Consider the following 14,200-nt stretch of genomic DNA (forward strand, 5'->3'; position numbering starts at 1 on the left):
CGCGCTATTATCTAGCAGTCGCACCGCCATCAATTACGAATTCTGATCCAGTTGTAAAAGCTGATTCATCAGATGCAAGGAATAGAACGGTATTTGCAACATCTTTCACAGATCCAAGTCTTCCGAGTGGGAATAGATTTTTTCCTAACTGTTCTTTTGAATTTCCTGATACTTCTGAAGCATAGTCTGCCATTCCTGTATCAATATATCCAGGATGAATAGAGTTAACTCGTACTCCAAAAGGTGCATATTCCATTGCTGCATCTTTCGTCATAATACGGACTGCCCCTTTACTTGCACCGTATAAAACATGTCCCGGAGCTCCAGTTAATCCTGCAATAGAGGATGCATTGATGACAGAGCCATTATTTTGTTTTGCCATCAATGGCATAATGTGCTTCAATCCTAAAAATACTCCCGTTACATTGATGGACATAAGACGATTCCATTCTTCAAGTTCAATCTCGGCAACTGGTTTAATGATATAAATACCAGCATTATTGAAAAGGATATCCACTTTTCCAAAAGCCTTGATGGTTTCATCAGCTACCAGTTTCCAATCCTCTTCTTTGCTAACATCATGGCGAATATATAGAGCCTCTCCGCCGATTTCTTGAATGTCTTTTACTGTTTGATTACCAGATTCTTGGTTAATATCCGTTATAACAACTTTTGCTCCTTCTTTAACAAATAATAAAGCGGTTTCTTTTCCGATACCTGTGCCTCCGCCAGTAATAATAGCAACTTTATTTTCAAGTCTCATTTTCATCACGATTCCTTTCTGTAACTTTTAGCACAATCATGTACAAAGTGCTGTATTAGATACTAGAGAAACGCAAATTTTATTAACGCTCTTTTATCTATATCTTCATTTTACTCTCCTCATTTTCGATTACTATCCTACAAAAAGCTGTATAATAACATGGTAGATATCCTTCATTTATAGGGTTAATTTGGTCCGAGGAGAAAATAAGTATGAAAAACCTATATGAAGAAGTAACATTTGAGCAATTTGTTGTATTCATCAGAATCCATCAAAAGCAGATAGAAGAAAATATGAATATTTATTTGAATCTGGAACCTTACTTTTCGGAGCAAGATAGAAAGATTACTGGGATGGTCCTGGAATCCTTTTTTCATTTACTTGTTCATCTGGATCTAAAAATGATAGATGATGAATATAAAAAGACATTGGACACTTGGCTGCAATCCCAAATTTCTACTATGAACGTAAAGCATTTTAACTTATTCCTATTGATTTTCGAAAAAGCTGTCATAACTTTATTATCCAATGTGAAGCAAAATAGCTTGTCCATTAATATGTTTTTGTTACACATATATTCGCATCTCATTTTTTCCTTTAATAAAGTAGATAAAATAAAGGATTCCAACATTTCAACTGATTTAGTTGAAATAGATAGATTGAGACAACTAGATAAATTAAACAAGCTATTGATCAGTTGTTCTGGAGATAAGGATCTTCCCTTTATCCTGAAGCAGTGTGAGGAAATTTTTCATTATAAAAGATGTGTTTTTTACGCATACATACCATGGTCTCAGCAATTTTACGGTGTTATAGGTGCTGAACTACCTAAAGTCCAAAGTATGAAAGGCCATATTAGCACAAATATGACGAATGTATTTCACACAAAAAAGCCAATTTTTTTAAAGGATCCTCATACTTTTGTAAAAGAAGAACATATCAAATTATTTAATCTTTCTTCCGTTATTTTTGTGCCAATTGTCCACCACAATCAAGTGTATGGATGGGTAACCTTTGATCAAATGGGAGTGGAATTTGATTGTTCTAAAGAAGAACTATTGCTGCTAGAACAAGTTGGGCAAAGAATTGGTCTCTATTTATCAAGAAGTAATGATGAGAGTATTAGGGAGTCGATGGTTCATTTAACAGAACGGGAATCTATGATCCTTGATTTGCTAGCGGAAGGTTACGACAATAGAAAAATGGGTGAACTACTGCATTTAAGTGAACATACTGTACGGGATTATGTAGGAAGCTTAATGACAAAGCTTCAAGCGAAGAATCGAACCCAGGTTGTTGCTTCTGCTTTTAGATTAGGATTATTAAAATAATTTAAAAGAAACAGTCCAATTTTCGTTGAAAATCGGACTGTTAATTGGTGCGATATATACTGTTTTCTATTCGAAAACCGAACCCGTTACTATTCAGTCACCTTGTTTTTTTACACCTATTTTATGCAGACCGGTGACGTATTTTATAAATAATCCATGCTACTATGCTAGATGGTAAAGTAAACAGGTTTCCTCCTTGCATGTTATAGGTCAGCTGCTGATCTTCAAATGACATATTATCAATGATTTCCTCATTTGTTTTCTGCGATTTAGCTTTCTTCTCTTGCATATCCGAAATGTAATTATATTGCACTGGAATCATAACAAGAAAATATAGAACTAATACTGAGATTATAACGATCCATGCGATCATCATACTTCTCCCCCTAACAAAAGGATCTATTAGTATACATACGTCTGAAACATAGATATGATTCAAAAGTTATAAATATTTTTTGATAAAATAACTTCCACGATAAAGGACAATTTTCCGATTTGTCCATTTGTAGTGCCTGACACCACTATGTGAAACCACTATGGTATAATGGTTGTAAGCGCTGTAGTTTGTTGTTTTTATTCTGCTTCGATGGGGAAGGTGTAGATCAACGTGAATCAGCAAGCGGTTTTGTCCATTATGGAGGTTATGCAGGATTTGGTTCCTAAGTATACTTCCATAGCAGTGACAAATAGTCAGCAGTATATTTATTATCAGCCAAGTAATCAAATCGATTTAAAAATTAAACCTGGTGACAGGATTCAAAAAGGAACTGCATCCTTTAAAGCTTTATCCTTTCAGCAAAAAATTACCGATTATATTGAAAAGGATGTCTTAGGCACACCATACTTTGGTATGTCAGTACCCATATTAGATGGCGGGAAGGTTCAAGGCTGTGTAACAGCCATATTACCTAAGAAGCCTCTTGAATTTCCAACTTCTTTTTTAACGATAAAAGCGAATGATCGATGGTATCCTGTATCCTTTAAAGACGTAATGTTCTTAGAAGCATTGAGCAGAAAGACCAATGTCCACACAGAAAACTTAGTCGGTGTGCATAAGCTCAATTTAACAGAGTTAGAGTTTTATCTGCCTAGCAACATATTTATTAGATGCCACAGGTCCTATATTATTAACATTCATTATATTGCTGAAATCCATCCTGAATCGCATTCTACTTTTTTATTGATTATGAAAGATGGCTCTAAAATCCCTGTTAGTCAGACTTATTCCAGTCAGTTCCGAAGAATACTTAACTTCTGATAGTTCACAGTTTGCTCTTTGAGTGCAAACTGTTTTTTTATGCGTTAGCAATTTACCCCTGTGGATAACTTTTTTATTATTGTCTACGTCTAGCTACAGCGCATATCGGATTTCTGCGTCTCCTCCCTATGATAAGTCAACATCATGTGAAATTTGAAAAGCTAATTTCACTTATCCATAATCCGATGAGCAATGCGTTTGTACACTTGTTATTCATTTTTTTATCTGCTTCATGTCTTATATTTTCTGGTTTAAACGTAAATAAAGCCTTTTCATACCAAAACTAATGTTGAATCCCCCTTTCATTTGTAGAATTATTTGAAAAAGGAATAAAAGGGTGAACTCAAGTGGAAATAAACACTTCTAAATATATAAGAGACTCTCGTTTAGTGGACCGTGTCGTATCGGCTAAAGAAGCCGCTTCCTGGATAAAGGACGGCATGACATTAGGATTAAGCGGGTTCACAAGAGCAGGAGATGCAAAGGCCGTTCCAAGTGCATTAGTTGAACGGGCTAAAGTAGAACCATTTAAAGTAAATATTTTTACTGGTGCATCCTTAGGATCGGATATTGATAAATTAATGGCTGAAGTTGGAATGGTAAATAAACGAATCCCATTTCAAGCGGATACTACAATGCGTAAAAGTATTAACAAAGGAGAACTGCTTTTTGTAGACCAGCATTTATCCCATATGGCAGAAGCTGTTCGCGCAGATGTACTTGGTCCGATTGATTACGCAATTGTGGAAGCAATCGCTATTAGTGCAGAAGGTATGATTATTCCATCCACATCTGTTGGTAACTCATCTATTTTTGTGGAAAAAGCGAAACATATCATTGTCGAAATTAATACCACCCAGCCGCAAGGATTGGAAGGGCTTCATGATATTTACGAAACAAGAAATCATGGAGAAAGAAATCCAATCCCATTGACGAAAGTAAGTGACCGAATCGGCACTCTAGGCATTCCCGTAGATACTGACAAAATTGCTGGTATCGTTTTCACTCATCAAATTGATTCAGCTTCCACCATTGTTCAGCCTGATGAAGAAACACAAACAATGGCTAACCATCTAATCTCTTTTTTACGAAAAGAAGTGGAGGAAGGCAGATTAACAAATAAACTAGCTCCATTGCAATCGGGAATTGGTTCTGTGGCAAATGCCGTTTTACACGGACTTATCGAATCAGAATTTACGAATCTAGAGGTGTACTCAGAGGTTCTGCAAGATGCCGTCTTTGATTTAATCGATGCAGGCAAAGTAAGCTTTGCTTCTTGCTGTTCCATTACATTATCCGATGAAAAAATGAAACAGGTTTATTCCAATCTAGATAGATATAGAGATAAACTTGTTTTAAGACCTCAAGAGATTTCCAATCATCCTGAAATTATCCGCCGTTTAGGCTTAATTTCTATTAACACCGCTTTGGAAGTAGATATTTACGGAAATATTAATTCTACACATGTAGGCGGCACCCATATGATGAATGGTATTGGAGGTTCAGGAGACTTCGCACGAAATGCCCGACTTGCTATTTTCGTAACAAAATCTATTGCGAAAAACGGAAACATTTCAAGCATCGTTCCATTTGTTGCCCATGTCGACCACACAGAACATGATGTAGATGTTATAGTTACAGAACAAGGCTATGTTGATTTAAGGGGATTGGCTCCAGTTGAGCGTGTACCGCTCATTATCGAAAACTGTGTACATCCGTTATACCGTGATCAGCTTTTGGAATATTATAATGAGGCAAAAACGATAGGCGGTCAAACTCCACACGTATTGGAAAAAGCATTTTCATGGCATATTAATTATAAAAAGAACGGAACCATGCTGGAAAAGGTAGTGGAATTAGTGTAGTCAATTAAAGCTCGCTTCTTTTAGCGGGTTTCTTCCATGTGAGGACACCAGTTCCGTTATCTGTGACAAAATGGGTCAATTCTTTATGTTTGCGGACATGCGTTCCGTTATTTGATAAAAATGCAGAGATTTCCTTGTGTTTTTTAAACAATAAGGTACTCAGTGTCCGCTTAAGCCTTAAATTAACTCCAATTAATCAAAATAAGGGATTCTGTGTCCTCTTAAGATCTGAGCGTCATTAAGAAACTCTTCTTCTTAGCGATAAATTCATATCTTTTTCCAAAGTAGCTTCCATCCCCACCACATTGTCCAAAGATATACTGGTCCTGATGTAAGGGGTAGAACAATATACGCTGCTCGAAAAAAGCAACAAGTAAATACTATTCCTGCAAATCCCCATATCCCACTATAAAACCCACTTTTTCGAAACCATGCTGAAAAGAAATTCCCCCTACCCTTAATATTCCAACCATACAACGCAACTCCTAGCCAACCACAAGCAACTGCCAAATACCCTACTAAAAGGACAAATGAAAAGTTTGCCTCCCAAACTTTTTTCAATACAACATGATGTCCGCTTATAATCTCGTCACCAAGCATTGGCAATAGTGTCAGTTCAGCGCTAAGGATTAAAATCCATAATCCCAATGAGATATAAAACATGGCAGCTCCAACTTTTCCAACTTTCCCCCCGAAAAAATGGCTGCTTCCGGCCAGTCCAGCTAGCCACAAAAACATACCAATTAACATCAACATATGATCTAACATCCATACGTCGGAGTGTTTAAATTTATGAAAGGCTTCCTCTCCTGCAAATGGATCAACTAGGACAGGATGTAGAATGGTTCCGATTAAAATGAAAATGCCACCAATGATAATCATGATTCCAAGCAATCGATTCCCTTTCATAAAACATCTCCTTTTCGCTTTATCCTTCCTTACCATACTTTCCAAAAGAGCACATTCGTATAAATCGTAGTTTGGGTTAAAGACCTGATTAAGGGCATCCATTCTAAAGCTAAATAGGATATTTTACATGGTTTTCATATACAACCCAAATCCCTGCACGACAATGAAAAACAAACCATATTATGAAATATCAAAGCTTTCCTTATATAGAAAGATAGGTGTTTATTCAATTGGAACCTTCACCCATGTATATCTCTCCTTTTCAAAATCTACAAAAAACAAATATGTCCTTTGAAGAAGTCTTTCGGCATATATTGGAGTTCATGCAAGTAAACCCTAAAGGGAAATTTAAATTAATGGTTGGTACCGATTCACAGGTTCATAAATTTCATACAATTTTTATTACAGGTATTGTAATTCAACAAGAAGGAAATGGTGTGTGGGCATGTATAAGAAAAATGATGATTCCAAGGAAAATGACCCATCTACATGAACGGATTTCATATGAATTATCATTAACAGAAGAGATTGTTTCCTTATTTACAAATGATCGGAAAAACCAATTAATTAATATCGTTCTTCCCCATGTTTATGAAGGAGCTACTTTTTCAATGGAAGGTCATATCGATATTGGTGCTGGGAAACGCAATAAAACGAGGGAATTTGTAAAAGAAATGGTCGCAAGGATGGAATCGATCGGGGTTGAACCAAAAATTAAGCCAAATGCTTTTGTTGCTTCGAGCTATGCGAATCGATATACAAAATGAAAGAGTTCTTTAAAAGGCAACTAGTTCTAGAATAAGTAGTTCAGTTTTGGAGTACAAAACATTAAAAAGCACTCCAAAATGGGCTGCTTTTTTTATATCAAATTGCATATAAAAAAACACAATAGTTGAAAACTAATTTACACATCAATCTGTCAATTAAATGAAAATTGACAATTTTGTGGTATTATATAAAGAATAGGTTGTTCTTCACGAGCAGTTTAATTGACAAACCATTGGAGGAAATATGAATATTTATTTAAATCTTTTCAGTTTCATCATTTTAGTCATAACAGTCATACTACTTATTGTTTTTTTCGTTAAATTATTTGTTTATTTTGTTAAAAAGAGATTATTTCCTAAAAGACTATTAATTGCTACTTTAACAGGAATTATATTGGTTTTAGGAATTTTTCTATATACACAATATTTTTTTACATTTAATAACCTTAAAGGAACGCTACAAGAAGGACCTATAAATTCTCCGAATGGAAAATATACTGCTAATGCTTATTATAAGTCGTATGGTGGTGCCGCTGGCGGAGTTGATATTTGGATAGAAATCACTAACAATGATAGTCAAAAGACTAAGGTAATCTATTATAGTGACGCAAATAGTCACTTTTCTATAAACTGGATGGGCGATAACACTTTAGCTATCACTAATGAGGAACCAACTCATCCAGAGTCCGATAATAGTGTTAATTTGGATGTTAGGGATGAAATTTATGATCAAAACGGTTTGGCATGTCAAAGTTTGTTAATGAAAAACGATTATAAAAGGTGCTTTAAAAAATAATCAGTCTTATTTCTCTAGTTTGTTCGGGGATTTCCCAATCAACACTCTGAGCATTCTTTTTTAGTTCTAATAAATGCATATTAAATTCAATCCGTATTTGTCGTCTAATTTACAACCATTTTAGCATCTTAATTTGCACATCTACAATAATTATTTCCCGTTTGTAATTTCAATTACATTTTCAAATACAAATTCAGTTGTAAATGTCAATTAAACGTTGATATAACAATAAAAAAAGAGCATCAAATTTAACTACAATTTAATACTCAATTACATTCACATTTTCACTTTCTGTGCTTCAAAACTGAACTACTGAACTACTTAGTCCTAGAATAGTTGCCTTTTTCATTGTCTATGAATGGTAAAATTCATACCTGTGGATAATTTTTTTTGATAAAAACAGCATGGGTTAGCTCATTCGCTCTTTACAATTTTCTTATTATAAACGAGTCCGCAAGCTGCTCCCAATTTTGTGGAAACGGATAACCAAGAACCCAATAGCTTACACCTCTTAGACTGTAGCTTTTTACTAGGTTAAACTTCGCTTCAGCACTCCTAGCGTCCTCAAACCATACCTCATGTGTTCGTCCTTGATTATCATTGTACCGGAAATAAGGAGATTGTGTTGTTTCGTCATATTTGATTTCGGCATTATGTTGGATGGCACGTCTTATCGCTTCTTGCATATCGAATGTTTCCGCTTCTTGACCTTGAACATGGGGCAGTAACCAATCTCGTGCGTAAATTTGGAATCCCATGAAAATCTTATCGGCTGGAATTACCGTCATTGCGTAGTCTATTACACGTTTTATTTGGTTAAGTGGGGATATTGCCTGTGGTGGTCCTTTTCTGTATCCCCATTCATACGTCATTAAGACAACGAAGTCAAGAAGTCGCCCGTGAACAGGATAATCATGTGCTTCCACCAACAGCCCCTTTTGACTCGCACTTGTTTTCGGGGCGAGTGATGAAGAGACAAAATATCCTTCACGATGGAGGCGATCAACTGCTCTTTCCAGAAAATGATTATAGTTTTCACGATCCTCGGGCGAAACATTTTCAAAATCGATATTTAGTCCACGATATCCTTTATTTCTCATCGTATTGATTACATTTGTTAATAGCTTTTCGACAAGAGATGAATTAGAGAGAATGGTGTGTGCAAGGCCAGTTCCTGCTTCGCTTGGGGAAAAATTCGTAATACACATTATTGGCACAACTCTTGTTGCTTGTGCTGCTTGAATGGTAGGATTGTCATCAAGTGGCTCAAGGGTACCATCTTGCTTGATTCTATAACCAAAAGGACTTACATATGTTAAATCATAGGCAACCTCACGGACAATTTGGCCACCTGTTTGCCCGTATACATTCGTAAATCCATTGACATCAATGATCGGTTTTGGTTTCGTTGGAATTCTTATCGTCAACCCCGGATAGAGATTTGCCGGATTAATTCCTCTGTTTATTTGAAGTAGCGCTTGAACAGTTGTTCCATATCTTTGTGCAAGCTCATAAAGTGTTTCGTTTCCAACTATCTTGTGGATGATAACTGGAATGATAAGCCTTTGTCCTTGAAAAATATTGGCGGGATTTGTTATGTGATTGATTTGTGTAATTTCATTTATTGTTACACCAAATTGGTTTGCAATTTTCGTAATCGTATCTCCTGGTTGAACTCTGTACTGAAAATATGGCTCAGGAATCAAAAGTGCTTGGCCAATCACTAATCTATTCGGGTTCTCAAGACCATTGACCTGTATTATTCGGTTGGTGCTAACACCATATTGCCGGGAAATTTCCCATATGGAGTCCCCGCTTTGTACGACATGGATTCTCACATTCCAACCTCACTTTCCTTCATTATTCGGTATATTTTATTCGGTGATTTAGGGTAATATGCTTTTTAGCTTTTGGAAAGCGTCCCCTTATTAGATATGTAAAGGAAGAAAACAATCCGCGGAGAATGTTGAAGAAAAGTGGATTTTGAATCGTTGTGGTTGACTCGCTAAAAGAAGAGGTGCCCATTATACTAATCGTTTATATTCCCTATCGAAAAAGTGAATTGTGTAAATTATATTGCACTACAAAATCAGTGTCTTTTGCGGAAAGTAAAAGTAGCCCAGTCCTATTTGTACTGAGCTAACACCTATATTTTTACGCAGTTTATTAAACCTATAAGGATTATTTCTTTTTAGATGATCTAGACCCAATAATAATAACAACAGCAACAATTACTACGAACCAAACATACCAAGGCATATAAATTCCTCCTTAAATGATGAAACGTCCATATAATCATTCGTTAAATGCAGAAACATTGCGGTAAATGTCCATATACAAAGAGTATTCTCTAAAACACTGATTATCGTTATATATTATTCGGAAAAGGAGATTATTATGTAATTAAAGCTTGTGTGTAACCGCTGTCCATATTTGATGTACCTAAGCTTCCTGCAGTGCGAATCAGTATACGAAATAAATAGGTACTTTTTTAATTAAGGAAATGTATGTTTTCCCTCCTCATGCATAATTTCCTATGGTCCTCTATATTCTTTAAATGAAAATAATTGAAAATTGATTACCTTCTTATATTTTCACTATCCATTGACATTTTGCTTTTCGTTTTTGATAATGCTAGAGTAATAATTTACTAATGAGGAGTCTTTTTCTATGCAAACCGCATCAAACCTAAGAATAATTAGCCCTGGCAATGATCCATGGGAAGCTTACTTGGATGTAAAAGAACATGGGAGTATGACATTATCTAATATCGAGTTCACCACCACCACCTTATGCAATATGCGTTGTGAACACTGCGCCGTCGGCTATACCCTTCAGCCAAAGGATCCAAACGCATTACCATTAGAGTTACTTATTCGACGCATGGAGGAAATACCCTCTTTACGTGCAATGAGCATCACTGGTGGCGAGCCAATGTTTTCAAAGAAATCTATCGAGAATTATGTTCTTCCTTTATTACAATACGCAAATGAGAGAGGCGTTCGAACACAAATCAATTCTAATTTAACCCTCGATACAGAGCGTTATTTAAAAATCGCACCCTATTTGGATGTTTTACATATTTCACATAATTGGGGAACAGCAGATGAATTCATCGATATTGGCTTTGCCAATGCGCTAAGGAAACCAAGCCGCGAAGCTCGAAAAAAATTATTCGACCGTATGATTGAAAATAGTCGAATCTTAGCAGATGAAGGTGTCATGGTTTCTGCTGAAACCATGTTGAATAAAAGAACACTCCCCTATTTGGAGCATATCCATCATCAAGTGGTGGAAGAAATGAAATGTGCAAGACACGAGATCCACCCTATGTACCCGAGCGATTTCGCAGAAAATCTCGAAGTTCTTACATTAGATGAAATGCGCGATGCCATCCATCATTTACTCGATATTCGCTCAAGAGATGTTTGGATGCTGTTTGGAACACTCCCGTTTTATCCATGCAACCAAAATGAGGAAGACCTAAAATTGCTGCAAAGATTGTATAAAAGTAAAAACGTTACGGTGCGGAATGATCCGGATGGACGTTCGCGATTGAATGTTAATATCTTCAGTGGAGATGTTATTGTCACTGATTTTGGCGACACACCACCGCTTGGGAATATCCAAAACGATAATCTTCCAAGCATGTTTGAAAAATGGATGGAGCAGCCAATTGCGAAATCTCTAAATTGTCATTGTCCTGCGGTCCAATGCCTAGGTCCGAACATTCTTGTGAAAAACAAATACTATCCACAAACAGATTTTACTGAAAAAAAATCTATACTATAAATAGGAAAAAGGAGCTTGAATTTCCAAGCTCCTTTTCTTAATTTGCTTTTTTCAATTGTTTACTTCGCAGCTGACCACAAGCAGCATCAATATCTGTTCCGTGCTCTTGGCGAACAACACAGTTGATTCCATTTTTCTTTAATGTATCGTAGAACTCCAAAATAGATTCTTTTGTGCTTCTTTTGTATTGAATATGTTCACTTACCGGATTGTATGGAATTAAGTTCACATAGGCAAGATGACGTTTATCTTTTAATAATTTGGCAAGCTGTAATGCTTCCTCTTTATGATCGTTTACATCATTTAATAAAATATACTCAAAAGTAATACGGCGATTTGTTTTTTCTAAATAATAATCGATTGCAGGCATTAGTTTTTCTAATGGGTATGCACGATTAATTTTCATAATTTGCGTACGAAGTTCATTATTAGGTGCGTGTAAGGAAATCGCTAAGTTTACTTGCAAGTCAAGATCCGCAAATTCGTAAATTTTTGGAGCAAGACCACTTGTGGAAACCGTAATATGACGGGCACCAATTGCAAGTCCTTTTGGATTATTGACGATTTTCAAGAAATTAACTAAGTTCTCAAAGTTGTCAAATGGTTCCCCAATTCCCATTACCACAATATGACTTACTCTTTCGCCATTTCCAGCTTCATCTAAGTGTTGTTGCACCTTCATGATTTGCTCAACAATTTCTCCACCAACGAGGTCGCGATTTTTTCTAAGAATACCGCTAGCACAGAAGGAGCACCCAATATTACAGCCTACTTGTGTTGTCACACATACGGAAAGGCCATATTTTTGTCTCATTAGTACGGTTTCAATTAAATTTCCATCTTTTAATTGAGATAAAAGTTTCACTGTTCCGTCTTTGGATTCTTGCTTAATTTGGATGTTCAACGTTTCCATATCAAAATGTTCTTCTAATAATTGAAGACAATCTTTATTGATATTTGTCATTTCAGAAAAGCTTGTTACTCGTTTTTGATATAACCATTCCCACACTTGGGTTGCACGGAATTTCTTTTGACCATGCTCCAAAAGCCATTCTGTTAGCTGTTCTATTGTTAATCCGTAAATGGATTGCTTATTCATATATAAAACCTCTTTTCGAGAGCTTATTTTTTTTGCAGTACTATCTATTTTAACATGAATTTATGTTGAATTTCTATTATCTTTCAAAAGTCTATTATAACAATATTTTGCGGAAAATAAACACCCCAAAAGATGATAGGACTGGATGAATACACCAAAAAAATGTGCGTAGCGCCATATGTAGTCACAGGCTAGGTAAAGGAATCACAGCTAGGTAGTTCAGAAGTTGATTCCCGCTTATCGTAGGTAGGAGACAAAGAAAACCTCTAGACGCTAAACATTTAAGTTGCATGAATGGTAGATTTTTTCATAAAATTAACTAAAGTACAAAAAAAGGAGTTTTCTTTATATGCGTATTATGCCTATTGAAAAGCGAAATGTTTCATCAAGTAGATTGGTTTTAGGCTGCATGGGATTTGGTGGTGGCTGGAATAACAGTCCTATTACGAATGAAGATATTTTAAAAGGAGAAAAAGCCGTAGATGCTGCCCTTTCTGCAGGAATTACGATGTTTGATCATGCCGATATTTATACAAGAGGCAAAGCCGAGAAGGTTTTTGGAGAAATATTAAAAGCACAACCTGAATTACGTGAGAAAATTATGATTCAAAGTAAGTGCGGCATTCGTTTTCAAGACGAGTATGCACCTGGCAGGTATGATTTTTCAAAAGAGTATATTTTGAATTCTGTGGATGGAATATTAACAAGACTTGGTGTTCAATACTTAGATGTGCTGTTACTGCATCGACCAGACCCATTAATGGAGCCGGAAGAAGTGGCAGAGGCATTTGCACAACTTGAACTTTCAGGCAAGGTTCGCCATTTCGGAGTTTCCAATATGAACATGGGGCAAATCCAATTAATTCAGGCATACAGTGACGTGCCACTGATTGTCAATCAGCTCGAAATGAGTCTACATAAGCTTGATTGGGTGGAACAAGGAGTATTGGTAAATCAAAAAGCTGGACTTGATACAAGATTTGCTGAAGGCTTAATGGAATACAGTATGGTAAGTGATATCCAAATTCAAGCTTGGTCCCCGTTGGCAAAAGGGATTTATACTGGAAATGAGAGCCTGAATTTGACTGAAGCAGATGTGAAAACAAGAGATTTAGTAGAAAAAATGGCTCGTGAAAAAGAGACTACTCATGAGGCAATTGTACTTGGCTGGTTAATGCGACATCCGGCTAAAATTCAGCCAGTGATTGGTACGACCAACCCTGAACGCATTAAAAATTGTGAAGATGCCGTTCGCCAGGCGGAACTGATGACAAGAGAAGAATGGTATTCGTTGTATGTTGCTTCCCGCGGGAACACAATGCCTTAAAATTATTATGAAGACTATTTTAATGAGTGCGGTTTTCATCGACTTATTAGGATAGTCTTTTTTTGTTCCCTGTTTCGATATTAATATGACTCATTCTAGTTATTTTGTGACCTCATTTTCTATTTTATATGCCTCTCCCAGGTTTTCACTACTCTTATTCTAATTTATCCATTTCTACTTGCCATCATGCTCGGTCTATTAGCCGTTAGCCATTTCTTTTCGCCATTATGCTCAATCTATTAGCCGTTAGCCATTTCTTTTCGCCATCACAATCGGTCTATTAGCCGTTAGCC

The 14,200-nt window shown here is 36.2% G+C and carries 12 protein-coding genes; 7 read left to right on the forward strand and 5 right to left on the reverse strand.

All coding sequences use genetic code 11. From position 1 onward, the window contains the following. Positions 1-7: 7 nt before the first annotated feature. A complete protein-coding gene (locus AC3WJF_RS17295; RefSeq protein ID WP_492454438.1) occupies positions 8-763 on the reverse strand; it encodes an SDR family NAD(P)-dependent oxidoreductase in 756 nt (251 codons plus the stop codon). Between the two features lie 212 nt (positions 764-975). On the opposite strand from AC3WJF_RS17295, the gene AC3WJF_RS17300 reads away from it, so the two are divergent. Then, entirely contained in the window at positions 976-2,094 is a 1,119-nt protein-coding gene (locus tag AC3WJF_RS17300; RefSeq protein ID WP_492454419.1) for a LuxR C-terminal-related transcriptional regulator, read from the forward strand. 121 nt (positions 2,095-2,215) lie between these two features. On the opposite strand, the gene AC3WJF_RS17305 is transcribed toward AC3WJF_RS17300, so the two are convergent. After that, positions 2,216-2,470: a DUF3949 domain-containing protein gene (locus AC3WJF_RS17305; protein ID WP_492454421.1), complete on the reverse strand. Its 255-nt coding sequence runs from the start codon at positions 2,468-2,470 to the stop codon at positions 2,216-2,218. A 231-nt stretch (positions 2,471-2,701) separates the two neighbouring features. Between AC3WJF_RS17305 and AC3WJF_RS17310 the strand changes: the two genes are divergently transcribed. Together AC3WJF_RS17310 and scpC are read left to right on the forward strand one after the other, a co-directional pair. Then, complete coding sequence (locus tag AC3WJF_RS17310; protein ID WP_492454423.1) at positions 2,702-3,352, forward strand: LytTR family DNA-binding domain-containing protein; 651 nt, start codon at positions 2,702-2,704, stop codon at positions 3,350-3,352. Between the two features lie 353 nt (positions 3,353-3,705). Then, positions 3,706-5,217: a succinyl-CoA:acetate CoA-transferase ScpC gene (gene scpC, locus AC3WJF_RS17315; RefSeq protein WP_492454440.1), complete on the forward strand. Its 1,512-nt coding sequence runs from the start codon at positions 3,706-3,708 to the stop codon at positions 5,215-5,217. A gap of 267 nt (positions 5,218-5,484) precedes the next feature. On the opposite strand, the gene AC3WJF_RS17320 is transcribed toward scpC, so the two are convergent. Further along, positions 5,485-6,126: a hypothetical protein gene (locus AC3WJF_RS17320; protein ID WP_492454425.1), complete on the reverse strand. Its 642-nt coding sequence runs from the start codon at positions 6,124-6,126 to the stop codon at positions 5,485-5,487. A 245-nt stretch (positions 6,127-6,371) separates the two neighbouring features. Here AC3WJF_RS17320 and AC3WJF_RS17325 point away from each other — a divergent pair, with 245 nt between their 5' ends. Next, positions 6,372-6,893, forward strand: coding sequence for a ribonuclease H-like YkuK family protein (locus tag AC3WJF_RS17325; RefSeq protein ID WP_492454442.1), 522 nt, complete (start codon positions 6,372-6,374; stop codon positions 6,891-6,893). A 244-nt stretch (positions 6,894-7,137) separates the two neighbouring features. Next, positions 7,138-7,689, forward strand: coding sequence for a DUF5412 family protein (locus tag AC3WJF_RS17330; protein WP_492454427.1), 552 nt, complete (start codon positions 7,138-7,140; stop codon positions 7,687-7,689). A 425-nt stretch (positions 7,690-8,114) separates the two neighbouring features. On the opposite strand, the gene AC3WJF_RS17335 is transcribed toward AC3WJF_RS17330, so the two are convergent. Further along, entirely contained in the window at positions 8,115-9,527 is a 1,413-nt protein-coding gene (locus tag AC3WJF_RS17335; protein WP_492454428.1) for a LysM peptidoglycan-binding domain-containing protein, read from the reverse strand. Between the two features lie 832 nt (positions 9,528-10,359). On the opposite strand from AC3WJF_RS17335, the gene yfkAB reads away from it, so the two are divergent. Further along, on the forward strand, positions 10,360-11,481 hold the full coding sequence (yfkAB, locus tag AC3WJF_RS17340) for a radical SAM/CxCxxxxC motif protein YfkAB (RefSeq protein WP_492454430.1): 1,122 nt from the start codon (positions 10,360-10,362) through the stop codon (positions 11,479-11,481). 37 nt (positions 11,482-11,518) lie between these two features. On the opposite strand, the gene rlmN is transcribed toward yfkAB, so the two are convergent. Continuing rightward, on the reverse strand, positions 11,519-12,580 hold the full coding sequence (gene rlmN / locus AC3WJF_RS17345; RefSeq protein ID WP_492454432.1) for a dual-specificity RNA methyltransferase RlmN: 1,062 nt from the start codon (positions 12,578-12,580) through the stop codon (positions 11,519-11,521). 349 nt (positions 12,581-12,929) lie between these two features. Between rlmN and AC3WJF_RS17350 the strand changes: the two genes are divergently transcribed. Further along, positions 12,930-13,907 carry an aldo/keto reductase gene (locus AC3WJF_RS17350; RefSeq protein ID WP_492454434.1) on the forward strand — a complete coding sequence of 326 codons (978 nt, stop codon included), beginning with the start codon at positions 12,930-12,932 and terminating at the stop codon, positions 13,905-13,907. Positions 13,908-14,200 lie beyond the last annotated feature (293 nt).

The sequence above is a fragment of the Heyndrickxia sp. FW510-T9 genome (genome assembly GCF_058781025.1).